The organism is Pseudomonas sp. TH41, from assembly GCF_016650695.1.
Taxonomy (GTDB): Bacteria; Pseudomonadota; Gammaproteobacteria; order Pseudomonadales; family Pseudomonadaceae; genus Aquipseudomonas.
In genome coordinates this window covers 1,409,163-1,434,222 of record NZ_JAEKFH010000003.1, presented here as the reverse complement: position 1 = coordinate 1,434,222, position 25,060 = coordinate 1,409,163, and the positions used below count along the sequence as shown (strand labels likewise).

Below are 25,060 nucleotides of genomic sequence, written 5' to 3'. Positions count from 1 at the left end.
AAATTGGGTCTGTAGCTCAGTTGGTTAGAGCGCACCCCTGATAAGGGTGAGGTCGGCAGTTCGAATCTGCCCAGACCCACCAATTTTGTGTGGGAAACGCCTGTAGAAATACGGGGCCATAGCTCAGCTGGGAGAGCGCCTGCCTTGCACGCAGGAGGTCAACGGTTCGATCCCGTTTGGCTCCACCACTAACTGCTTCTGGATTGTAAAGCTTAGAAATGAGCATTCCATCGTGACGATGGTGAATGTTGATTTCTGATCTTTAAGATTAGATCGTTCTTTAAAAATTTGGGTATGTGATAGAAAGATAGACTGAACGTTACTTTCACTGGTAACGGATCAGGCTAAGGTAAAATTTGTGAGTAATTGCGAATTTTCGGCGAATGTCGTCTTCACAGTATAACCAGATTGCTTGGGGTTATATGGTCAAGTGAAGAAGCGCATACGGTGGATGCCTTGGCAGTCAGAGGCGATGAAAGACGTGGTAGCCTGCGAAAAGCTTCGGGGAGTCGGCAAACAGACTTTGATCCGGAGATGTCTGAATGGGGGAACCCACCTAACATAAGTTAGGTATCTTAAGCTGAATACATAGGCTTAAGAAGCGAACCAGGGGAACTGAAACATCTAAGTACCCTGAGGAAAAGAAATCAACCGAGATTCCCTTAGTAGTGGCGAGCGAACGGGGACTAGCCCTTAAGTGGCTTTGAGATTAGCGGAACGCTCTGGAAAGTGCGGCCATAGTGGGTGATAGCCCTGTACGCGAAAATCTCTTAGTCATGAAATCGAGTAGGACGGAGCACGAGAAACTTTGTCTGAATATGGGGGGACCATCCTCCAAGGCTAAATACTACTGACTGACCGATAGTGAACTAGTACCGTGAGGGAAAGGCGAAAAGAACCCCGGAGAGGGGAGTGAAATAGATCCTGAAACCGTATGCGTACAAGCAGTGGGAGCCCACTTTGTTGGGTGACTGCGTACCTTTTGTATAATGGGTCAGCGACTTATTTTCAGTGGCGAGCTTAACCGAATAGGGGAGGCGTAGCGAAAGCGAGTCTTAATAGGGCGTCTAGTCGCTGGGAATAGACCCGAAACCGGGCGATCTATCCATGGGCAGGTTGAAGGTTGGGTAACACTAACTGGAGGACCGAACCGACTACCGTTGAAAAGTTAGCGGATGACCTGTGGATCGGAGTGAAAGGCTAATCAAGCTCGGAGATAGCTGGTTCTCCTCGAAAGCTATTTAGGTAGCGCCTCATGTATCACTGTAGGGGGTAGAGCACTGTTTCGGCTAGGGGGTCATCCCGACTTACCAAACCGATGCAAACTCCGAATACCTACAAGTGCCGAGCATGGGAGACACACGGCGGGTGCTAACGTCCGTCGTGAAAAGGGAAACAACCCAGACCGTCAGCTAAGGTCCCAAAGTTATGGTTAAGTGGGAAACGATGTGGGAAGGCTTAGACAGCTAGGAGGTTGGCTTAGAAGCAGCCACCCTTTAAAGAAAGCGTAATAGCTCACTAGTCGAGTCGGCCTGCGCGGAAGATGTAACGGGGCTCAAACCATACACCGAAGCTACGGGTATCACTTAGGTGATGCGGTAGAGGAGCGTTCTGTAAGCCTGTGAAGGTGAGTTGAGAAGCTTGCTGGAGGTATCAGAAGTGCGAATGCTGACATGAGTAACGACAATGGGTGTGAAAAACACCCACGCCGAAAGACCAAGGTTTCCTGCGCAACGTTAATCGACGCAGGGTTAGTCGGTCCCTAAGGCGAGGCTGAAAAGCGTAGTCGATGGAAAACAGGTTAATATTCCTGTACTTCTGGTTATTGCGATGGAGGGACGGAGAAGGCTAGGCCAGCTTGGCGTTGGTTGTCCAAGTTTAAGGTGGTAGGCTGGACTCTTAGGTAAATCCGGGAGTCTAAGGCCGAGAGCTGATGACGAGTTACCCTTTGGGTGACGAAGTGGTTGATGCCATGCTTCCAAGAAAAGCTTCTAAGCTTCAGGTAACCAGGAACCGTACCCCAAACCGACACAGGTGGTTGGGTAGAGAATACCAAGGCGCTTGAGAGAACTCGGGTGAAGGAACTAGGCAAAATGGCACCGTAACTTCGGGAGAAGGTGCGCCGGTGAGGGTGAAGCATTTACTGCGTAAGCCCATGCCGGTCGAAGATACCAGGCCGCTGCGACTGTTTATTAAAAACACAGCACTCTGCAAACACGAAAGTGGACGTATAGGGTGTGACGCCTGCCCGGTGCCGGAAGGTTAATTGATGGGGTTAGCTAACGCGAAGCTCTTGATCGAAGCCCCGGTAAACGGCGGCCGTAACTATAACGGTCCTAAGGTAGCGAAATTCCTTGTCGGGTAAGTTCCGACCTGCACGAATGGCGTAACGATGGCGGCGCTGTCTCCACCCGAGACTCAGTGAAATTGAAATCGCTGTGAAGATGCAGTGTATCCGCGGCTAGACGGAAAGACCCCGTGAACCTTTACTATAGCTTTGCACTGGACTTTGAATTTGCTTGTGTAGGATAGGTGGGAGGCTTTGAAGCGTGGACGCCAGTTCGCGTGGAGCCAACCTTGAAATACCACCCTGGCAACTTTGAGGTTCTAACTCAGGTCCGTTATCCGGATCGAGGACAGTGTATGGTGGGTAGTTTGACTGGGGCGGTCTCCTCCTAAAGAGTAACGGAGGAGTACGAAGGTGCGCTCAGACCGGTCGGAAATCGGTCGTAGAGTATAAAGGCAAAAGCGCGCTTGACTGCGAGACAGACACGTCGAGCAGGTACGAAAGTAGGTCTTAGTGATCCGGTGGTTCTGTATGGAAGGGCCATCGCTCAACGGATAAAAGGTACTCCGGGGATAACAGGCTGATACCGCCCAAGAGTTCATATCGACGGCGGTGTTTGGCACCTCGATGTCGGCTCATCACATCCTGGGGCTGAAGCCGGTCCCAAGGGTATGGCTGTTCGCCATTTAAAGTGGTACGCGAGCTGGGTTTAGAACGTCGTGAGACAGTTCGGTCCCTATCTGCCGTGGACGTTTGAGATTTGAGAGGGGCTGCTCCTAGTACGAGAGGACCGGAGTGGACGAACCTCTGGTGTTCCGGTTGTCACGCCAGTGGCATTGCCGGGTAGCTATGTTCGGAATAGATAACCGCTGAAAGCATCTAAGCGGGAAACTAGCCTCAAGATGAGATCTCACTGGGACCTTGAGTCCCCTGAAGGGCCGTCGAAGACTACGACGTTGATAGGTTGGGTGTGTAAGCGCTGTGAGGCGTTGAGCTAACCAATACTAATTGCCCGTGAGGCTTGACCATATAACACCCAAGCAATTTGCAGGCTTCGAGCTGAAAAGCGAAAGAGCACCAGATTGCGGTGTGTGAAGACGAAACGAACCGAAAGTTCGAGCTGCTCACAAAACACCGAGATCTATCACATACCCATTCGCTGGAGCGTGATCTCGCAAGAGAAAACGACCTGGCTCCCGAATTTCTTGACGACCATAGAGCATTGGAACCACCTGATCCCATCCCGAACTCAGCAGTGAAACGATGCATCGCCGATGGTAGTGTGGGGTTTCCCCATGTGAGAGTAGGTCATCGTCAAGATTAAATTCCGAAACCCCTATCTGCGTATGCAGGTAGGGGTTTTGTTTTGCCCGCAGGAAAGTTCGTACAGCAATACCGGACGCCTCTCCGCTGTCACGGTCTCCCGACAATGCTAAGGTTCGGCCCTAGCTTTTGTATTTTTCCAAGGAAGCCTTTATGCCGGACGCGACGTCCCTCAGTGCTGGTTTTATGGTGGTTCATGGCAATCGCCTGGACGAGTTGCGCAGCCTGGTAATCAGCTGGATGCGGCGCTACCCGTTGGCTCCATTGGAAAATGAAATTGCGCTGGTGCAGAGCAATGGTATCGCTCAATGGCTGAAACTGGCGCTGGCTGAAGACCCAGGGGATGACGACATGGGCGGCTGCGGAATAGCCGCCGCCATCGACGTGCAGTTACCGGGCAGTTTCATGTGGCAGCTCTATCGCATGGTGCTTGGACGTGATGAGATTCCGGTCAAATCCTTGCTCGATAAAGCTCCGCTGACCTGGCGTCTGATGCGTCTGCTTCCTCAGTTGATCAATCAACCGCACTTCGAACCTCTGCAACGCTTCCTTACCAACGACAGTGATTTGCGCAAACGCTATCAGTTGGCTGAGCGACTGGCGGATTTGTTCGACCAATATCAGGTGTATCGGGCTGACTGGCTAGAAGACTGGGCAGACGGTCGTCATCAGTTACGCAATGGCAGAGGCGAAACAAAGCCCCTGACCCCTGCGAACTGCTGGCAGGCAGAGTTGTGGCGGGCGCTGTTGCTGGACGTGGGGGAGCAAGGCATGGCGCAGAGCCGTGCCGGCGTCCACCAGCGGTTTATCGAACGCATCAATAGCCTCGACGTGGCGCCCAAGGGGTTGCCTTCAAGGGTGATCGTTTTCGGTATTTCTTCTCTGCCGGCTCAAGCCCTGGAAGCACTCGCCGGACTGGCCCGATTCAGCCAGGTTTTGCTTTGTGTCCATAACCCGTGTCGTCACCACTGGGCGGACATCGTCGCCGATAAAGACCTGCTGCGACATCAATACAAACGCCAGGCCCGCAAGAGCGGCATGCCCGCTGCACTTGATCCGCAGACCCTCCATCAGCACGCCCATCCGCTCTTGGCGGCTTGGGGTAAGCAAGGGCGCGACTACATCAATCTGCTCGACAGCTACGACGATCCCAACAGCTATCGCTCGGCATTTCGTGACGGGCGCATAGACTTGTTCAGCGACAGCCAGCCACAGAACATGCTCAACCAACTGCAGGACGACATTCTTGAATTGCGTCCCCTGAATGAAACACGCGAGCGCTGGCCGGCTGTCGATTTGAAGCGTGACGAATCGATCCGTTTTCACATCGTCCACAGCGCTCAGCGCGAAGTGGAGGTGCTCCACGATCAATTGCTCGCACGCTTCAGCGCTAATCCAGACCTAAGACCTCGCGACATCATCGTGATGGTCCCGGACATCGACAGTTATGCACCGCATATTCGTGCGGTATTTGGCCAGCTGGAGCGTCATGACCCGCGATTCATTCCCTTCACGCTCGCAGACCAGGGCCAGCGCGGCCGTGACCCGCTTCTGATCGCTGTCGAACATCTGCTCAAGTTGCCTGACAGTCGTTTCCCCGTCAGCGAAATCCTCGACCTGCTGGACGTTCCCGCACTACGTGCCAGGTTTGGTGTTGAGGAGCGAGATCTACCGACACTGCACCGCTGGATCGAAGGCGCTGGCATTCGCTGGGGTATGAACGCGGAGCAGCGCGAAGGCCTCGGGCTGCCTGAGGCACTGGAGCAAAACAGTTGGCGTTTCGGTCTGCGAAGGATGCTGCTCGGTTATGCGGTAGGTAGCGCGGGTGCTTGCGAAGGTATCGAGCCCTACGACGAGATCGGGGGACTGGACGCTGCGCTGATAGGTCCTTTGGTCGCACTGCTCAACGCTCTTGAGATTGCTCATAAAGAACTCGCTCGACCTGCGCCACCCAAGCAATGGAGCTTGCGATTGCAAGCGTTGGTGCAGTTGTTCTTCCAGGCCAGTAACGAGCACGACGACTACTTGCTGGCTCAACTCGAAGCGTTACGCGAAACCTGGCTTGAGACCTGTGAGTCAGTAAGCCTGCAGGAAGAATTGTCGTTGACGGTGGTCCGTGAGGCTTGGCTGGCCGGTCTTGATCAAGGCCGACTGTCCCAGCGTTTCCTGGCTGGAGCGGTGAATTTCTGCACCCTGATGCCCATGCGTGCGATCCCTTTCAAACTGGTCTGCCTGCTCGGTATGAATGACGGCGATTACCCGCGCGCGCAACCACCTTTGGACTTCGATCTCATGGGCAGTGATTACCGCCCTGGTGATCGCTCGCGACGCGAAGATGACCGCTACCTGCTGTTGGAAGCCCTATTGTCGGCTCGCGACCAGCTCTATATCAGCTGGGTCGGTCGTAGCATTCGCGACAACAGCGAGCGTCCTGCATCGGTATTGATCGGTCAATTGCGTGACCACCTCGCCAGCGGCTGGCGATTGCACGACGTCGACGAAGATTTACTGGAGGCCATGACTCAGGAACACCCGCTGCAGCCATTTAGCGCCCGCTACTTCCATGAAGCCGATGCCTTGTTCAGCTACGCCAATGAGTGGCAAGTACTCCATCAAACCGCTGAGCAAACGACTGATACCGAGCGCCTCGTTCCCTACGTCCAGGACGAGCCGCTCAGTCTCGGTCAACTGCAGGATTTTCTGCGTAATCCGGTTCGACATTTCTTCAGCCAGCGGCTGAAGGTGTTCTTCGAAGTGGCTGAGGCGCCGTTGGCTGATGAAGAGCCATTCGTACTCGACGCGTTGCAGCGCTATAGCCTCAGCGACAGTCTGCTTGGAGCTGCGCTGGGAAGTCTGGATGACATCGATCAGGCACTGGAGGCACAGGCAAAACGCCTGCAACACAGCGGGTTGCTACCGATGGCCGGTTTTGGTGAATGCCTTCAGCGAGAGTTGATTGAACCGCTGCCAGATCTGCTGCATCGCTATCAGCAGCTCTTGGCGTTATGGCCAACACCGCTCACCAGTGCGCTGCCAGTGAACCTGGAATTGCAGGGGCTGCAGCTGGAAGGTTGGCTCAGTGGTCTGCATCAACGAGCTGATGGCCGTTTGTTATCGGTCACTACCATCCCGAACAGCATCGGCTCGATCAAGTCTCGTAAATGGCATCGCCTGACGCGGCCCTGGGTCAATCATCTGGTGGCCTGCGCCAGCGGTATGGCGATGACCACCGCATTGGTTGCCAGTGACGACAGTCTGCTGCTCGGTCCGATTGAGGAGGGGGCAGCGCTGCGGATTCTGGGTGACCTGTTAATGGCCTGGCAAACGGGCATGCGCCAACCACTGCCGATTGCCGTGAAAACAGCGTTCGCGTGGCTTGGCCAAACCGATCCGGTCAAAGCCGAAGCGGCCGCCCGTAAAGCCTATGAAGGCGATGGCGTGAATACGGAGGGTGAACGTCGTGAAAGCACGGCACTCGCACGGCAGTTCGCCGACTACGACACTCTGGTTGCGGATGAGACGTTCCCCGGCTGGTGCGACGCATTGTATCGTCCGCTGCTTGAAGCCCCTTGGCGTTCATTGACCAGCGAGGAGGCGCGCCCATGACCACGAAAGCACCTCTGGCGCTGGCATTCCCGCTGCGCGGCAGCCAACTGATCGAAGCAAGTGCCGGGACCGGCAAGACCTTCACCATCTCCGCGCTTTATCTGCGTCTGGTCCTGGGGCACGGCGGCGAGTCGAGCGGTTTCGGACGCGAGCTGTTACCGCCGCAGATCCTCGTCGTGACGTTTACCGATGCGGCGACCAAGGAGCTGCGCGAACGTATCCGTACACGTTTGGCCGAGGCGGCACGGTTTTTTCGAGATGAAACGTCGGCGCCCGATGGCCTGATTGCCGAACTTCGGGAGCAGTACCTTCCGGAGCAATGGTCCGGTTGTGCAAATCGACTGGACATCGCGGCACAGTGGATGGACGAAGCCGCCGTCTCGACCATCCACAGTTGGTGTCAGCGCATGTTGCGCGAGCACGCGTTCGACAGTGGCAGTCTGTTTACTCAAACCCTGGAAACCGATCACAGTGATTTACTGGGTGAGGTCCTGCGCGATTACTGGCGATTGTTTTGTTATCCGATGCAAGGCGATGCGCTGAACTGGGTGCGCGGCAATTGGGGCGGCCCGGCCGCCCTGCTACCACGAATACGGGGTTTGTTCGCCAGTGAACGGGATAGCGGCGAAGGCAAAGAACCCGCTGAGCTGATCACTGAGTGTCTGCTGGAGCGACGCGCGGCGTTGCTTGAGCTCAAGATGCCTTGGCGTCAGTGGGCGGATGAGCTGCTTGCCATCTGTCACGAGGGAGTTGCGAGCAAGAGCGTCGACGGTCGCAAGATGCAGGCGCGCTATTTCGAGCCCTGGTTCGAAAAAATAAAAGCCTGGGCCGAGGACGAATCCCTCGAACAACTGGATATCGGTACTGGCTTCACTCGCCTGACCCCCGATGGCATGGCTGAAGCCTGGAAGAAGGGCGAGGTCCCGAATCATCCAGGATTGGACGCGATGCCCGGCCTCAAGGCGAGTCTCGATGAATTGCCGACACCTGATGCTGCGGTGCTGCAACACGCTGCCCATTGGGTGGGGGCGCGGTTCGAAGAGGAAAAACGTCGCCGCGCAGAAATGGGCTTCGATGACATGCTGCTGCGCCTCGATGCAGCGCTACAGGCCGATGGCGGTGAGCGTCTGGCAACCCTGATCCGCGAGCAATTTCCGGTCGCGCTGATCGATGAGTTCCAGGACACCGATCCGGTGCAGTACCGGATCTTCGAGAGCATTTATCGCATCGAAGACAACAATACCGAGGGTGGTCTGTTCCTGATCGGTGATCCGAAACAAGCGATTTACGCCTTTCGCGGCGCCGACATCTATACCTACCTGCGCGCCCGACAGGCGACCGCTGGCCGTCTACATACCCTGGGCACCAACTTCCGTTCCAGTCATGGCATGGTCAATGCGGTGAACCATGTTTTCGAGCGTGCCGAGGCTCGTGCGGTGGGGCGTGGCGCATTCCTGTTTCGCGAAAAGAATGGCGAGAACCCGGTACCGTTTCTGCCCGTCGCCTCCCAGGGACGCAAAGAAGCCCTGCACATTGCTGGTCAGGTTGTGCCTGCGCTGAACGTCTGGCATCTGTCCGCCGAGCAGCCATTGTCCGGCGCGGTGTACCGACAACAATTGGCCGCCAGCTGCGCCAGTGAAATCACGGCGTTGCTTAACGGTGGGCAACAAGGTCGGGCAGGTTTCATACAGGACGGCAAAGATTTCAGGGGGCTGTTGCCCTCGGATATCGCCATCCTCGTACGCGATGGCAAAGAGGCGCAGGCCGTGCGGGGCGAACTGTCTGCTCGCGGCGTGCGTAGCGTTTATTTGTCGGACAAGGACTCAGTGTTCGCCGCCCAGGAAGCCCACGATGTGCTGACCTGGCTGAAAGCCTGTGCCGAGCCGGATGTCGAGCGTCCGCTGCGCGCCGCGTTGGCCTGTATCACGTTGAACCTGTCGCTGACTGAACTGGAACAGCTGAATCAGGACGAGTTGGCCTGGGAAGCGCGGGTCATGCAGTTCCGCGGTTACCGCGAACTGTGGCGCAAGCAGGGCGTATTGCCGATGCTGCGACGCCTTCTGCATGACTTTCAGCTACCCCAGGCATTGATCGCGCGTAGCGATGGCGAGCGGGTGTTGACCAACCTGCTGCACCTGTCCGAATTGCTGCAACAGGCGTCTGCCGAACTCGATGGCGAGCAGGCGCTGATCCGACATTTGTCCGAGCATCTGGCGCTGTCCGGTCAGGCAGGCGAAGAGCAGATCCTGCGTCTGGAGAGCGACGAGCAACTGGTCAAAGTCGTGACCATTCACAAGTCCAAGGGGCTTGAGTATCCCTTGGTGTTTCTGCCCTTCATCTGCTCGGCGAAGCCGGTAGATGGCAGCCGACTGCCGTTGCATTACCACGATTCCACCGGCAAAGCCCAAGTGACGTTGAAGCCGACGGCCGAGTTGATCACCCTGGCTGACGATGAGCGTCTGGCCGAGGACCTGCGCTTGTTATATGTGGCGCTGACCCGAGCACAACACGCTTGTTGGCTCGGAGTGACAGACCTCAAGCGCGGTAGTAACAACAGCTCGGTGCTGCATTTGTCAGCATTGGGTTATTTGCTCGGCGGCGGCGCTGCATTGGCCGAGTCGGCTGGTTTGAAGCGTTGGCTGGAGGACCTGCAGCAGGACTGTCCAGCGCTGAACTGCAGTGAAATGCCTGAAGCGAGCGCCGAGGATTATCATCCGCCGCGTAACGAAGCCGCCTTGCTGGCTCCGCTGGTCCCCAAACGCAAGGCCAGTGAAAACTGGTGGATTGCCTCTTACAGTGCCTTGCGCATCGGTGACCGTCTGAGTGTGAGTACCGATGAAGCCCCTGAAAGCCCGCAAGCGCAAAAGCTCTTTGATGACGAACGCCTCGACCCGCAAGCGCCACGAGAAGTACTGGCAGGCGGTGCGGATATCCATCGATTCCCTCGTGGCCCGAACCCTGGGACCTTCCTTCACGGCTTGCTTGAATGGGCCGGTAACGAAGGTTTTGCCGTTACGCCGAAAGCCGTCGAAGACGCCGTTGGCCGGCGCTGCAATCGCCGCGGCTGGGAAGGCTGGATCACCACGTTGAGCGAATGGCTGCAGCATCTGCTCAAATCCCCGTTGCACATCGGCGCAGAGCACACGCCCGTGGTGTTCGAGCAGTTGACCCAATGCCGGGTCGAGATGGAGTTCTGGTTCGCCAGCCACAAAGTTGATGTCCTTAAGCTCGATGAACTGGTGCGCCAATACACCCACAACGGCGTGGCCCGGGTGTCTGCAGAGCCGGTCTTGCTCAATGGCATGTTCAAGGGCTTTATCGACCTGACGTTCGAACACGACGGTCGCTATTACGTCGCTGACTACAAATCCAACTGGCTGGGCGTTGACGATGCGGCCTACACCGAGCAGGCCATGGAACAGTCGATACTCGACAACCGTTACGACCTGCAATACGTGCTGTACCTGTTGGCCCTGCATCGACAGCTCAAGGCGCGATTGGTCGATTACGATTACGACCGGCATGTCGGGGGGGCGATGTACCTGTTTCTGCGTGGTACGCGCGCACCCAGCCAGGGTGTGTATTTCGTCCGACCTCCAAAAGAGCTGATCGAACGTCTGGACCGGTTGTTCCAAGGCAAGCCAGAACCCAAGGTTGAACCCGTCTGGGAACAGGGAGTACTGCTATGAGTCGCACCTTCGCCGATTTGCTGCCCACGCCTTTGGCGAGCGAAAGCCTGGCGGACCTGACTCCGTTGAGTCGCGCCGATGACTTGTTGATATTACTCACGCGATGGGTCGAGCGCGGTTGGCTTCGGTCGCTGGACAAAGCCTTCGTTGCCTTTCTTCATGAACTCGCCCCTGACGATGATCCGCTGGTGCTGCTGGCGGCGGCATTGACCAGTCACCAACTGGGTCACGGCCACGTCTGCCTGGATTTGTTCGAAACGTTGAAAGCGCCGGACTTCGCCCTGTCGTTACCACCTGAAGGTGATGTGCAAAGCGGCGCGATGCTGCTGCCATCGCAATTGCTTGAAGCGCTGGAGGGCGCTCATTGGTGCAAGGTATTGGCCAGCAGCAGCCTGGTCGCTTTGGCGGCCGACAGTCGTGATGCGGCGCAGCACCGGCCCTTGGTGTTATCGGGCAAGCGCCTGTACCTGCGCCGTTACTGGGCTTACGAACGGCGCATCGACAACTCGCTGCGCCAGCGCCTGGCGGAGCACGAAACAGCCCCCACTGATTTGCCCCAGCGCCTGACCGGTTTGTTCGGCCCAGCCAAACCCGGCGAAGTAATTGACTGGCAGAAACTCGCCTGTGCCCTGGCGACCCGTAGCGCCTTCAGTATCGTCACCGGAGGCCCGGGAACCGGCAAGACCACCACGGTCGTGCGTTTGCTGGCGTTGCTCCAGGCGCCGGCGGTAGAGGCTGGCAAACCGCTGCGCATACGGCTTGCTGCGCCCACCGGCAAAGCTGCAGCACGGCTGACGGAGTCCATCAGTCAGCAAGTCCGGACACTCAAAGTCACTGAAGCCATACGAGACAAAATACCGTCTGACGTCACCACCGTGCACCGTCTGCTCGGCAGTCGTCCTGGTACCCGGCACTTTCGTCACCACGCGGGTAATCGCTTGCCGCTGGATGTACTGGTGGTGGACGAAGCCTCGATGATCGATCTGGAAATGATGGCCAATCTTCTCGACGCGATGCCGGCCCATGCCCGTCTGGTGCTGCTTGGTGACAAGGATCAATTGGCATCGGTCGAAGCGGGCGCTGTGCTGGGCGATCTGTGTCGCGACGCCGAGGCCGGCTGGTACAGCCCGCAGACTCGCCAGTGGCTGGAGTCGGTCAGCGGAGAAAGCCTGGTTTCCAGTGGTTTGCATGAAGACACCGACGGCACGCATCCACTGGCCCAGCAAGTCGTGATGCTGCGCCACTCGCGCCGGTTTGGCGAAGGCAGCGGCATTGGCCAACTGGCACGCTGGGTGAACCAGCAACAGCCCGAGGAGGCTCGCAAGTTGTTGGCGGCTCGAAGCCATGGCGATGTGTTTTCACTGTCCCTCAAGGGGGAGCAGGATCGGGCACTGGAGCGCTTGCTGCTCGAAGGTCATGGCGATGGGCCGCAAGGGTATCGGCATTACCTGGGCCTGCTGCGACGCGAGCGGCCGCCGCTCGACTGCACGCTCGATGATTCGCGCTGGGCCGATTGGGCACGTCAGGTGTTGCAAGCCTTCGACACGTTCCAGTTGTTGTGCGCCGTACGCAAAGGGCCCTGGGGTGTGGAAGGCTTGAATCAGCGAGTGACCGGCGCGTTGCTCAAGGCCCGGCTGATCGATAGCGATCAGCAGTGGTACGAAGGTCGGCCAGTGCTGATGACCCGCAACGACTATGGGCTGGGTTTGATGAATGGCGACATCGGCATTGCCCTCAAATTGCCGGAACGTGACAGTCCGGGCAAGCAGGTGCTGCGTGTGGCGTTTCCGCGCAACGATGGTCAGGGCGGCGTGCGTTTTGTGCTCCCGAGCCGGCTCAACGATGTCGAAACCGTGTATGCCATGACCGTGCATAAATCCCAGGGCTCGGAGTTTGCCCACACCGCGTTGATTCTGCCGGACGCCTTGAACCCGGTGCTGACCAAGGAGTTGATCTATACCGGGATTACTCGGGCCAAGGACTGGTTCACATTGATCGAACCTCGTGCCGGAGTGTTCGAAGAGGCGGTGCGGCGCAAGGTCAAGCGCTTGAGCGGGTTAATGCTGGAGTTGGAAGAGGGCATCAAGTCAGGTGATTGACTATGAGTCTGCAAACCGAAGATCCCGCGTTTCGCCCAGCAACAACGGGCGATTCAGCTCTGTGACCTCCCTGATGTAATCCCACAACAGGGTAATCCGCTTGAGCTTCCTCAGGTCCTCGCGGCAGTACATCCAGAACTGCCGGGTGATGTTGATCTCTTCCGGCAGCACTGGCAGCAGCCGTGGATCCTGCGCCGCCAGGAAGCACGGCAGGATCGCCAGCGATCGCCCTTGCTGCGCTGCCACGAACTGCGCAATCACGCTGGTGCTGCGCAGATTGGCGCTGGCGCCAGGCAGCACGTTTGCCAGGTACAGCAGCTCCGAGCTGAACGCCAAATCGTCGACATAACTAATGAATGAATGTTTACCCAAGTCTGCCGGGCGGCGGATGGGTGGGTGCTTGTCCAGATAATCCTGTGTCGCGTACAGCTGCAATCGGTAGTCGCAGAGTTTGCAGCAGACGTACGGGCCATGCTCCGGGCGCTCCAGCGCGATGACGATGTCCGCCTCACGCTTGGACAGGCTGATGAAGTGCGGCAGCGGCAGGATGTCCACCGAGATCGCCGGGTAGGCGTCGACGAAATGGCTCAGTTGTGGGGTGATGAAAAAACTGCCGAAGCCTTCGGTGCAGCCCATCCGCACATGGCCAGACAACGCGACGCCGGAGCCGGAAACTTGCTCGCAGGCCATGTGCAGCGTGCTCTCAATTGACTCGGCGTAACCCAGCAGACGTTGGCCCTCGGCGGTCAGGACGAAACCGCTGGTCCGGGATTTCTCGAACAGCAAAGTGCCCAATGACGCTTCCAGCGAGCTGATGCGCCGCGACACGGTGGTGTAGTCGACCGACAGGCGCTTGGCCGCGGTGCTGGCCTTGCGGGTGCGAGCGACTTCAAGGAAAAACTTGAGGTCATCCCAATTCAGCGAGCCTAAGGATGTGATGTTTTTTTGCATGATGGACCGGCTTTTATGTGCGTTCTTATTAGAAGTTTGCACATCTATACTCCAAAAACAGTCCGACAACCAATTCGCGACACACGCCTCATCTCAAGGCGACTGTCTCGCCTTGGCTCCCAAGATAGCTCTCTCAATAAGAACAACGTCCAGGAGACCCACCATGAACGTATCGCTCACGCCAAACGAAACCACGCTGCACAAGGTCAAGCTGTTGATCGACGGCGAGTGGGTCGAGTCCCAGACCACCGAATGGCACGACATCGTCAACCCGGCCACCCAGCAAGTGTTGGCCAAGGTTCCGTTTGCCACGGCCGCCGAAGTCGACGCCGCCATCAGTGCCGCCCATCGCGCCTTCCAGACCTGGAAGCTGACGCCGATCGGCGCGCGCATGCGCATCATGCTCAAGCTTCAGGCGTTGATCCGCGAACACTCCAAGCGCATCGCCGTGGTGCTCAGCAACGAGCAGGGCAAAACCATTGCCGACGCTGAAGGCGATATTTTCCGTGGCCTGGAAGTCGTCGAGCACGCCTGCTCCATCGGCACGCTGCAAATGGGCGAGTTCGCCGAAAACGTCGCTGGCGGTGTCGATACCCACACCCTGCGTCAGCCAATCGGCGTCTGCGCCGGCATCACGCCGTTCAACTTCCCGGCCATGATTCCGCTGTGGATGTTCCCGATGGCCATCGCCTGCGGCAACACCTTCGTACTCAAGCCGTCCGAACAGGACCCACTGTCGACCATGCTGCTGGTGGAACTGGCGATCGAGGCTGGCGTTCCGGCGGGCGTGCTTAACGTCGTTCACGGCGGCAAGGATGTGGTGGACGCGCTCTGCACCCACAAGGACATCAAGGCTGTTTCGTTCGTCGGTTCGACCGCCGTCGGTACACACGTCTACGACCTGGCCGGCAAACATGGCAAGCGCGTGCAATCGATGATGGGCGCGAAGAACCACGCTGTGGTGTTGCCGGATGCCAATCGCGAACAAGCGCTGAATGCGCTGGTCGGTGCCGGTTTCGGTGCTGCGGGTCAACGCTGCATGGCCACGTCTGTCGTGGTGTTGGTGGGCGCGGCCAAGCAATGGCTGCCGGACCTGAAAGCGCTGGCGCAGAAACTCAAGGTGAATGCCGGCAGCGAGGCGGGCACTGATGTGGGGCCGGTGATTTCCAAGCGTGCCAAGGCGCGAATTCTGGATTTGATCGAAAGCGGCATCAAGGAAGGCGCCAAACTGGAACTGGACGGTCGCGACATCACGGTTCCAGGTTACGAGCAGGGCAACTTTGTCGGCCCGACGCTGTTCTCCGGTGTCACCACTGAAATGCAAATCTACACCCAGGAAATCTTCGGCCCGGTGCTGGTGGTGCTGGAAGTCAACACGCTCGACGAGGCCATCGCACTGGTCAACGCCAACCCGTTCGGCAATGGCACGGGCCTGTTCACCCAGAGCGGTGCGGCAGCGCGTAAATTCCAGAACGAAATCGACGTCGGTCAAGTGGGCATCAACATCCCGATTCCGGTGCCGGTCCCGTTCTTCAGCTTCACCGGTTCGCGTGGTTCCAAACTCGGCGACCTCGGTCCGTATGGCAAGCAAGTGGTGCAGTTCTACACTCAGACCAAGACGGTCACCACTCGTTGGTTCGATGACGACAGCGTCAACGACGGTGTGAACACCACCATCAACTTGCGTTAAGGAGCCGGACATGAAAATCGCTTTTATCGGCCTCGGTAACATGGGCGCGCCGATGGCGCGTAACCTGATCAAGGCCGGCCATTCGTTGCGCCTGGTGGATTTGAACAAAACCGTTCTGGCGGAGCTGGAGCAACTGGGCGGCAGCATCAGCGCTTCGGCCCGTGAAGCGGCTCAGGGCGCAGAACTGGTGATCACCATGCTGCCGGCCGCCGTGCATGTGCGCAGCGTCTGGCTGGGTGAAGATGGCGTGCTGGCGGGCATCGCCCAAGGCGTACCGGCAGTGGATTGCAGCACCATCGATCCGCAGACGGCCCGTGATGTTGCCGCGGCGGCTGCCAAGCAAGGCGTGGCCGTGGCCGATGCGCCTGTCTCCGGCGGTACGGGGGGCGCAGCGGCGGGAACCCTGACGTTTATGGTCGGTGCCACCCCTGAACTGTTTGCCACCCTGCAACCAGTGCTGGCACAAATGGGCCGCAACATCGTTCATTGCGGTGAAGTCGGCACCGGGCAAATCGCCAAGATCTGCAACAACCTGCTGCTGGGGATTTCCATGGTCGGCGTCAGCGAAGCCATGGCGCTGGGCGATGCCCTAGGCATCGACACGGGCGTGCTGGCCGGGATTATCAACAGCTCCACCGGGCGTTGCTGGAGTTCGGAAATGTACAACCCGTGGCCGGGCATCGTCGAAACGGCGCCGGCCTCGCGCGGCTATACCGGCGGTTTCGGTGCCGAGCTGATGCTCAAGGACCTGGGGCTGGCGACTGAAGCGGCACGTCAGGCGCACCAGCCGGTGGTGCTCGGCGCGGTGGCTCAGCAGTTGTATCAGGCGATGAGCCTGCGTGGGGAAGGGGGTAACGACTTCTCTGCGATCATCAACAGCTATCGCAAACCGCAGTAGGAGCCAGCTTGCTCGCGATGGTCGTTAACGATAACGCGTAGAACCTGACACCCCGCGTCGCTCTCGAGTATTTCGCGAGCAATCGAGCGTCGACCGGCTGCTCCTACAGATACGCATCGACATTTACCGGGAGATCACGTCGGGTGATCTCCCGGTTTTTTGTATCAGGCGAACACGAAATACTTACGTACGGTTTCAACCACTTCCCACGTGCCTTTCATCCCCGGCTCGATGACGAAAATATCACCCGCGCGCAGATGGATCGGTTCCTTGCCTTCTGGGGTAATGATGCAGTAGCCCTCGCGGAAATCGCAGTATTCCCACTTCACGTACTCCACATACCACTTGCCCGGCGTGCAAATCCACGTGCCCATGATCTTGCTGCCGTCTTCGCTGGTGTAGGCGTTGAGGTTGACGGTGTGCGGGTCACCTTCGAGTTTTTCCCATTTGCAGGCGTCGAGCACTGGCAGCGGGTGAGTGTCGCGAAGAACGGTAATCGGTGCGGACATGATGACTCCGAGCGTTAGGGGGAACTGAAGTCGCACCCTATAGGGCTTGGTGCGGCTCCAGTTGTCTGTGCTCGACATTGAGGTATCCAGAAACGCAGCGACCGTCGTCCATCCACACAAGACTCGGCGCTGGAAACCGACGATGGGCCCGTTGAAATTTCCTCTCGATAAACCGCCGTTTCCTGGCAGTTTGTGCGAAAGCCCCAGGCATTTTCGACCGTATTTGCAAGAACATGCACAGGCATCACTCGTATCATTCACTTCGGAAAAGGCCGAGAGCTTTGCAATGAAAAAAACAATGTCGTGGTGGGACATCAGCCCGCCCTTGAGTGCCGCAACACCGACCTGGCCGGGTGATACGCCTTTTCAGGAGGAACGCGTCTGGACCTTCGGCCCTGAGTGCCCAGTGAATGTCGGGCGCATCACGCTGTCGCCGCACACTGGCGCTCATGTCGATGCACCGCTGCACTACAGCGCGGACGGCGCCGCCATTGGCGATGTGTCGCTGGATGTCTACATCGGGCCTTGCCGGGTTTTGCATTGCCTGGACAGCGGCCAGTTGGTGCACCCTGAGCAACTTGAGGGCCGTTTACATAACCTGCCCGAGCGCGTCCTGTTGCGCACCTATCGACAGGCGCCTCTGACGACCTGGGATCCGCACTTCACTGCCGTCGCCAAGGAAACCGTCGACCTGCTGGCCCGTCTCGGCGTGCGCTTGATCGGTATCGACACGCCGTCGCTGGACCCGCAGCAATCCAAGACCATGGACTCGCACAACGCTGTGGCCCGCCACGGCATGGCCATTCTCGAAGGCATCGTGCTCGATGAGGTCCCGGAAGGTGACTATGAATTGATCGCACTGCCGCTGCGCTTTGCCAATCTCGACGCCAGTCCGGTGAGGGCCATTTTGCGTCCACTGAATACATCGCAACATCAGGAGCCTGCTCAATGAGCCAATGTCCCTATTCACCTGCCGGCCAGACCGAGGAATGGCATAACGCCGAGCTGAATTTTTCCGACGCCATGAGCTACGGCGACTACCTGGACCTGGGGCGTATTCTCAATGCCCAACACCCCTTGTCTCCAGACCACAACGAGATGCTGTTCATCGTCCAGCACCAGACGTCCGAGCTGTGGATGAAGTTGATGTTGCACGAGCTTAAAGCCGCCCGCGAACACCTCCGACTGGGAGAACTGCCGCCGGCCTTCAAGATGCTGGCGCGGGTCTCGCGGATTTTTGATCAGTTGGTGCATGCCTGGACAGTGCTGGCGACCATGACGCCGACTGAGTACCACTCGATACGACCCTTTCTGGGGCAATCGTCGGGTTTCCAGTCCTTTCAGTACCGTGAGATCGAGTTCATTCTGGGCAACAAAAGCGCGACCCTGTTGCGCCCTCACGCCCATCGTCCGGAGCTGTTGCAGGAACTCGAAAAGGCGATCGCCACCCCTTCACTGTATGACGAAGCGATTCGCTTGATGGTCAGCGCCGGTCTGAAGATCGACCCGCAGCGCTTCGAGCGTGATCCGACCAGCCCTACCGTGCATGACGCCTCTGTCGAAGCCGCCTGGCGCGAAGTCTACAAAGATCCTTCGCGTTATTGGGATCTCTACCAACTGGCCGAAAAGTTCATTGATCTGGAGGACTCGTTCCGTCAGTGGCGCTTCCGGCACGTCACCACGGTTGAGCGGATCATCGGCTTTCAACCGGGCACTGGCGGCACTGAAGGTGTCGGTTACCTGCGCAAGATGCTCGATACCGTGCTGTTCCCGGAGTTGTGGCGGGTGCGTTCCACTCTCTAAGCGCTGATCCCTTGTAGCAGCTGCCGAAGGCTGCGTTCGGCTCGGGCCGCGTTCGGACGCAGTGGTCGTGAAATGGGTACCTGCATTTCCTCAGGCAGATCGTGCTCACCGAATTGCGACCGCTGCGCGGTCGAACGCAGGCTTCGCCAGCTGCTACATAGAGCAGGACGCGACATCCGAAAACAAAAAAGCCCCGGCATTCATTGAATGCCGGGGCTTTTTGTTGAGCGCGGGATTATTGAGGCACTGGCAAGCTCCGATCCCTTGCCACACGCATCCGATAGAACACGTAGATGATCAACACCCAGACCGGGATGGCGATGACCGAGGCGCGTATCCCCGGAATCATCCACATCACGCAAATGATCATGGCCATGAACGCCAGGCACAGGTAATTGCTGAAGGGAAACCAGAACGACTTGAAGCTCGGCACGATGCCTTGCTGGCCCATGACTTTGCGAAACTTCAGGTGGGTCAGGCTGATCAGCGTCCAGTTGATCATCAGCGAGGCGACCACCAGTGCGAACAGTAACTCCAGCGCTTCATGCGGGGCGAGATAGTTGACCAGCACGGACAACATCGTGATCAACGCGGAGATGCCCAGCGCGCGCAATGGCACACCTTGTTTGTTCAGCTTCATCAGCGATTTCGGTGCGTCGCCCTGTTCCGCCAGGCCATAGAGCATGCGGCTGTTGCAGTAGACGCCGCTGTTGTAGACCGAGAGCGCCGCGGTGAGCACTACGAAGTTGAGGATTTGCGCGGCGGTATCGCTGCCGATCAGCGAGAAGATCTGCACGAATGGACTGCCGCTGTAGGCATCGCCGGACGCGCCCAGTGTTTGCAGCAGTTGATCCCACGGGTACAGCGAAAGCAGCACCGTGAGTGCGCCGACGTAGAAGATCAACACGCGATAAACCACCTGGTTGATCGCCTTGGGAATTACTTTCCTCGGCTCACTGGCCTCGGCGGCGGTGATGCCGACCAGCTCCAGGCCACCAAAGGAGAACATGATGAACGCCATCGACATCAGCAAACCGGTGGTGCCGTTGGGGAAGAATCCGCCGTGGCTCCACAGATTACTGACCGAGGCTTGCGGGCCGCCGGTGCCGCTGAACAGCATGTAGCAGCCCAGGGCAATCATGCCGATAATCGCCACGACCTTGATGATCGCGAACCAGAACTCCATCTCGCCGAAGATCTTGACGTTAAGCGTGTTGATCAGGTTGACCAGCACAAAGAACACCGCCGCGCTGACCCAGGTGGGAATCTCCGGCCACCAGAACTGTACGTATTTTCCGACGGCCGTCAGCTCGGCCATGCCCACCAGCACGTACAGCACCCAGTAGTTCCAACCGGACAGGAAACCGGCATAACCGCCCCAATATTTGTGGGCGAAGTGACTGAAAGAGCCGGCCACCGGTTCCTCGACAATCATCTCGCCTAGTTGGCGCATGATCAGGAAGGCGATGAACCCGGCAATCGCATAACCGAGGATCATCGACGGTCCGGCCGATTTGAGCACGCCGGCGGAGCCCAGGAATAGCCCGGTACCAATCGCTCCGCCCAAAGCGATCAGTTGAATATGCCGATTTTTCAACCCTCGCTTGAGCTCGCCCTGTTGCAAGATTTCATCCGCCATCTCGTTCCCTTCTGGTTATTGTTGTCAGGCCTGATATGAAACGTCAGATATTACTCTCGGTGAACTTTTCGTAATACAGCTGCACGCTGTCCAGTGCCTGGGTCTGCAACCAGCTCTTGATCGATTCGACCATGGGTGGGGGCCCGCAGACGTACATATCGACCGGCGCATCGCGCAGTTCGCTGGCGTCGAAATGCTCGGCAATGTAGCCGCGCTTTCCCGTCCATTGCGGCGATGGATCACTGACCACTTCGGTGTAGCGAAACCCCGGAATGCGTTCGGCGTAGGCCTCGATGCGTGCTCGCTCGCACAGATCGGCAGCGTCCCGCACGCCGTAGTACAAATGCACCGGTTGCGCGCATCCGTGCTCGGCCAGTTCGTCGAGCATGCCCAGCAGCGCGGACAGCCCGGTGCCGCCGGCCACCAGGATCAGCGGCTTGGCGACGTGCCGCAGATAGAAGGCACCCAACGGTGCCTCCAGGACGATTTCGTCGCCCACCTGGCAGCGTTCGCGAATGTAGTTGCTCATCACCCCGTCGGGCAGCAGGCGAATCAGGAATTGCAGCTGATGGCTGCTGTTCGGTCGGTTGGCGAACGAGTAGGAGCGTTTGCTCTTTGTCCCCGGAATCACCAGCCGGGCGTATTGCCCCGGCAGGAAATCCAGCTGACCTGTCGAGCCGAGATCCAGATGCAGGATCGCCGTGCTGGCCGAGACCTGCTGAACGTCAATGACCGTCCCGCTGAGTTGCTCGGGCCCCGAGGCGTTGCACAGGCTGGAAGCGAAATCGAAATAAAACGCTGCGTCAGACTTCACCCGGGTCTGGCAGGTGAGCATTTTGCGTTGTTGCAGGTCCTGTCCGGAGAGGGCTTCCTCATCCACATAGTCCTGGCTGTAATCACCCGATTCGCAGCGACCCTGGCACGTTCCACAGACGCCTTCGCGGCAATCCAGAGGAATGTTGATGCCGTTGCGCAGGGCGGCGTCGAGCAGTATTTCGTTGGGTTGTACGGGAAAGAACAGTGTTTTGCCGTCGGCAAAGCTGAATGCGACCTTGTGGTTCATGCCCCGGTCTCCATGGTTTCAGAGGTGGTAGAAATCGAGCACCGAGTTGATGGTGTCGTTGAGCAGCAGGACATGCTTGCGGGTGATCAGCCAGCTGTCGGCGTGGGGCTTGAGGCGATAAGTCGCGGGGCCGTAGAACTGCTCGGACGTGGCCAGGCGATAGAACAAGGTGTGCCAGTTCAGACGCACTTCCAGTTCACCGCCGTCGAGTTCGCAGATCCGCACGTTGCTGATCAGGTGCAAAGTGCGCGGCATCGGCGTCGAGGACGCGGATTTACCCGTGCGCAGACGAAACACACGGTCCTCCAGGCCTGAACGATTGGGGTAGTAGATCAGCGACATTTCACGCTTGGGGTCCAGGGTGTAGACGTGCTCCGAGTCCCATTGCGGCAGATGGAATTCACTGTGCTCGTCGAACAGCTTGATGTAGGCGTCCCAGTCCTGGGCGTCGCACAGTTCGGATTTGCGATAAAAAAACTGCTCGATCTGGTACTGCAATTGCGCATTCATGTTCACACCTCACGTAGCTTCAGGGATTTCGCGTCCAGGCCATCCAGCAGGAATTTCTGCCAGTTGCTGTGCTGGTTGACGTAAAGGCCTTCGTGGGTGAATTCGGTGCCGGTCATGGCCGGGGCGATGCCGATGGACTCGCTGTTAGGCGTGGCGCCTGTTGCCCACCGGTGACTGCCGCGGGAAATATCGCTCCAGCGCTCAAGACGCGCCTGGAAACCACGCTGCGCTTCGCGGAATTCCACCAGGTCATCCGGCGTGCCCAGGCCCGACACGTTGAAGAAGTCTTCGAACTGGCGAATGCGGTTTTCGCGGTCGGCGTCCGATTCGTTTTTGACCCCCAGGCACTGGCTGATGATCTCGGTTTTGTTCCAGGCCACCGGGCGGATAATGCGCAGCTGCGAGCTGATCTGATCGAGGAAAAACAAGCTCGGATAGATATTCAGATTGCGCAGGCGATGCATCATCCATTCGGCCTTTTCCTGGCCGTGCTCTTCGACCAGACGCGGCATGATCGTCGCGTAACCGGAGCGCACCGTCGGGTTGGGCATGTCACTGAACAACAGGCTGTGGCCATTATCGAAGGCGAACCAGCCGTCATCGGTGTTGGCGTCGCCGGCACCAAGTTTGCTGTAGTCAAGGGTGCTGCCGCTGCTGGTGCCGTTCTCGCTGTTGACCTGCTGGCGGTGCTGCACGGTGGCCACGTAGTTATAGTGGACGGTGCTGACGTGATAGCCGTCCAGGCCGTTTTCGTTTTGCAGTTTCCAGTTGCCGTCGTAGGTGTAGGCCGACTTGCCCGGCAACACTTCCAGCTCACCGGTCGGCGACTGGGCAACCATCATGTCGAAGAACACCTTGGCGTCGCCAAGGAAGTCTTCGAGGCTGTTATCGGCGTGCACATCCAGGCTGATAAACACAAAACCCTTGTAGCTCTCGATGCGCGCTTTTTTCAGGCCGCGGGTGGCCTTGTCGAACCCTTCCGGGTATTCGCCGGGCGCCTTGACCTTGACCAGACGGCCGTCGCTTTTGTAGCACCAGGCATGGAACGGGCAGGTGAAGGTCGACTGGTTGCCCTTGCCGACGCGGGTCAGGGTCGTGCCGCGATGTTGGCAGGCGTTGATCAGGGCGTTGAGCTGACCGTCACCGTCGCGAGTAATGATCATCGGCTGACGGCCGGCGCGCATCGTGACGAAGTCGTGGTTGTTGGCCAGCTCACTTTCGTGGCAAGCGTAGATCCAGTTCTTCTCGAAGATCAGTTCCATCTCCAGATCGAACAACTGCGGCTCGGTGAAAATATCCCGGGCGATCCGGAACACGCCGTCTGCCGGACGGAAGTCCAGGCAGCCTTCAATAAACGCTTTCCACTGCTCGACGTTTTTTTCGCCCCTCATGGGTCTGTACCTTTTTTATTCGGGCCAATCGGTAGTGCTCATTAGAGAGAGTGGGGCGGGCGGGGGTCTATCCGGTTTGTCGACGAAGGCAGTCCATAAAATTGGAGGGAAGATCAGCAATATTCGGCAGTGCACTGATCCTGTAGCAGCTGCCGAAGGCTGCGTCCGGCCGCAAAGCGGTCGTAAATTCGGTATCCAGGGTTTTCCTGAAAGACTGCGGTGCTGACTTGACGAAACGACCGCTGCGCGGCCGGACGCAGCCTTCGGCAGCTGCTACGTGGAATTGTTTGACCGCGCAAGAAGGGGTAACACCCGTGTCTCGTGCTGGGCAGCTACTACTCAGACCGTGCACCATGCGATGGACGGCTGCCCCTGTTTGCAGCAATCAGGTACTGTTTCGTCAGACGTCGAGTGCTGTTCGATGGCGCAACCCGGCTTCAAACCGGCTTGCGTTATCCGCTTAGTAGATGATTGCTATCCGCTGGGTCTGCATAGCCGTTTTGTGGCTTGGAATTTGCTGTTTTCAAGCCGAATACGCGCCGCCAGAGCGCGCAGAAAAATACCGCCGTGGGTGCACCGTGATGAGTAGCAAAACTGATTCGCAGTTTCGCGACATATGTATTGATAGCTTCGACCTTGAGGGCGCGAGGCGCTGGATGTCCGGTATCTGCGGGCCCCATCGACTCGTGACCACGACCCCCGAGCGGATCCGCTTTCATCACAGCGCCAATGTGTTCAAGTCAATGGCCACAACACTGGGCACCATCGAATACGGCACGGATGTCACCGTCGACATCGAAGACGCCGAGCACTTCAGCAGTTACAGCCTGAGTTTGCCTCTGGTGGGCGAGCAGGAATTGAGCAAGAACGGCAGCGTGTTGAAATCCAACCGCGATCAAGGGGTGATCATTTCACCCAATGAAAACCAGGTGCTGGCGATCTCTGGCGATTGCCGCAAAGTCCAGGTGGTGATCACCCGCGCCGCCATGAGTGAGTCTTTGGAAGGACTGCTGCAGCGGCCGCTGGATGCGCCGTTGCGTTTCGAGTCGGTGATGGACGCGGTCGACGGGGCGTCGGCTTCGTGGTGGCGCATGGCGCGTTACTTCATCGCCGAGTTGGAGCGCAGCAGCGAACTGTATGAACAAGTGGCCTTCACCCGTGATGTCGAAAGTTCGTTGATCAAAGGTTTGATCCTCGCCCAACCGAACAATTATTCCGAAGAACTGCGGGACGTGTTGGGCGTGAAGCTGCCGCACTATCTGATCAGGGCCCGGCACTATATCCATGCCAACGCCCGGGAAGCCCTGCACCTGGAAGACATCGAAGCCGCGGCCGGGGTTTCGCGCTTCAAGTTGTTCGAGGCGTTCAAGAAATACTTCGCCTTGTCGCCGATGGTCTACCTGAAAAAGTATCGCTTGAGCGCTGTGCGTCAGGACATTCTTGAGCACGGTTCTGCGCGCAATATTTCCGAGATCGCCATGGGCTGGGGCTTCACGCACCTGGGGCGTTTTTCCGCCGAGTACCGTAAGTTGTTCGACGAATCACCGAGCATGACCTTGCAGCGCAACGAAGCTCGGCGTATGCGGTGATGGGTGGGGGCAG

Annotated in this window: 14 protein-coding genes, 2 tRNA genes and 2 rRNA genes; 12 read left to right on the top strand and 6 right to left on the bottom strand. The window is 58.1% G+C overall.

Going from position 1 to position 25,060, the window contains the following annotated elements; genetic code table 11:
- Positions 1-5 precede the first annotated feature (5 nt).
- The 7 genes from JFU37_RS09270 to recD all read left to right on the top strand — a co-directional run bounded on the left by JFU37_RS09270 (position 6) and on the right by recD (position 13,004).
- A tRNA-Ile gene (locus JFU37_RS09270) sits at positions 6-82 on the top strand.
- A gap of 30 nt (positions 83-112) precedes the next feature.
- Positions 113-188, top strand: a tRNA-Ala gene (locus JFU37_RS09265).
- A 236-nt stretch (positions 189-424) separates the two neighbouring features.
- A 23S ribosomal RNA gene (locus tag JFU37_RS09260) occupies positions 425-3,316 on the top strand.
- A gap of 175 nt (positions 3,317-3,491) precedes the next feature.
- Positions 3,492-3,607 (top strand): 5S ribosomal RNA (gene rrf, locus JFU37_RS09255).
- Between the two features lie 156 nt (positions 3,608-3,763).
- Entirely contained in the window at positions 3,764-7,216 is a 3,453-nt protein-coding gene (recC, locus tag JFU37_RS09250) for an exodeoxyribonuclease V subunit gamma (protein WP_201115009.1), read from the top strand.
- The gene (gene recB, locus JFU37_RS09245; protein WP_201115008.1) at positions 7,213-10,905 is read left to right on the top strand and encodes an exodeoxyribonuclease V subunit beta; all 3,693 of its coding nucleotides are present in this window, start codon (positions 7,213-7,215) and stop codon (positions 10,903-10,905) included. Before recC ends, recB begins: the two co-directional genes overlap by 4 nt.
- Positions 10,902-13,004, top strand: a complete 2,103-nt coding sequence (gene recD, locus JFU37_RS09240; RefSeq protein ID WP_201115007.1) for an exodeoxyribonuclease V subunit alpha — start codon at positions 10,902-10,904, stop codon at positions 13,002-13,004. The genes recB and recD overlap by 4 nt, the downstream gene beginning before the upstream one ends.
- Here recD and JFU37_RS09235 read toward each other — a convergent pair whose 3' ends face one another.
- Positions 13,005-13,955, bottom strand: coding sequence for a LysR family transcriptional regulator (locus JFU37_RS09235; protein ID WP_201115006.1), 951 nt, complete (start codon positions 13,953-13,955; stop codon positions 13,005-13,007).
- 163 nt (positions 13,956-14,118) lie between these two features.
- Between JFU37_RS09235 and JFU37_RS09230 the strand changes: the two genes are divergently transcribed.
- Positions 14,119-15,645: a CoA-acylating methylmalonate-semialdehyde dehydrogenase gene (locus JFU37_RS09230; protein WP_201115005.1), complete on the top strand. Its 1,527-nt coding sequence runs from the start codon at positions 14,119-14,121 to the stop codon at positions 15,643-15,645.
- 10 nt (positions 15,646-15,655) lie between these two features.
- Positions 15,656-16,543, top strand: coding sequence for a 3-hydroxyisobutyrate dehydrogenase (mmsB, locus tag JFU37_RS09225; protein ID WP_201115004.1), 888 nt, complete (start codon positions 15,656-15,658; stop codon positions 16,541-16,543).
- Between the two features lie 164 nt (positions 16,544-16,707).
- Here the strand turns inward: mmsB and JFU37_RS09220 are convergent, their stop codons facing one another.
- Positions 16,708-17,052, bottom strand: coding sequence for a cupin domain-containing protein (locus tag JFU37_RS09220; protein WP_008024653.1), 345 nt, complete (start codon positions 17,050-17,052; stop codon positions 16,708-16,710).
- A 286-nt stretch (positions 17,053-17,338) separates the two neighbouring features.
- Here JFU37_RS09220 and kynB point away from each other — a divergent pair, with 286 nt between their 5' ends.
- Both kynB and kynA read left to right on the top strand, forming a co-directional pair.
- Positions 17,339-18,004, top strand: a complete 666-nt coding sequence (kynB, locus tag JFU37_RS09215) for an arylformamidase (RefSeq protein ID WP_201115003.1) — start codon at positions 17,339-17,341, stop codon at positions 18,002-18,004.
- Complete coding sequence (gene kynA, locus JFU37_RS09210; RefSeq protein WP_201115002.1) at positions 18,001-18,855, top strand: tryptophan 2,3-dioxygenase; 855 nt, start codon at positions 18,001-18,003, stop codon at positions 18,853-18,855. Before kynB ends, kynA begins: the two co-directional genes overlap by 4 nt.
- Before the next feature lie 235 nt (positions 18,856-19,090).
- Here kynA and JFU37_RS09205 read toward each other — a convergent pair whose 3' ends face one another.
- From JFU37_RS09205 to antA, 4 genes are read right to left on the bottom strand one after another with little or no spacing between them, the layout of a single operon-like run.
- Positions 19,091-20,494, bottom strand: a complete 1,404-nt coding sequence (locus JFU37_RS09205) for an amino acid permease (RefSeq protein WP_201115001.1) — start codon at positions 20,492-20,494, stop codon at positions 19,091-19,093.
- 43 nt (positions 20,495-20,537) lie between these two features.
- On the bottom strand, positions 20,538-21,557 hold the full coding sequence (gene antC, locus JFU37_RS09200) for an anthranilate 1,2-dioxygenase electron transfer component AntC (RefSeq protein ID WP_201115000.1): 1,020 nt from the start codon (positions 21,555-21,557) through the stop codon (positions 20,538-20,540).
- A gap of 18 nt (positions 21,558-21,575) precedes the next feature.
- Complete coding sequence (gene antB, locus JFU37_RS09195; RefSeq protein ID WP_201114999.1) at positions 21,576-22,067, bottom strand: anthranilate 1,2-dioxygenase small subunit; 492 nt, start codon at positions 22,065-22,067, stop codon at positions 21,576-21,578.
- A gap of 2 nt (positions 22,068-22,069) precedes the next feature.
- Complete coding sequence (antA, locus tag JFU37_RS09190) at positions 22,070-23,458, bottom strand: anthranilate 1,2-dioxygenase large subunit (RefSeq protein WP_201114998.1); 1,389 nt, start codon at positions 23,456-23,458, stop codon at positions 22,070-22,072.
- A gap of 581 nt (positions 23,459-24,039) precedes the next feature.
- Here antA and JFU37_RS09185 point away from each other — a divergent pair.
- A complete protein-coding gene (locus JFU37_RS09185) occupies positions 24,040-25,047 on the top strand; it encodes an AraC family transcriptional regulator (protein ID WP_201114997.1) in 1,008 nt (335 codons plus the stop codon).
- The last annotated feature ends 13 nt before the right edge of the window (positions 25,048-25,060 follow it).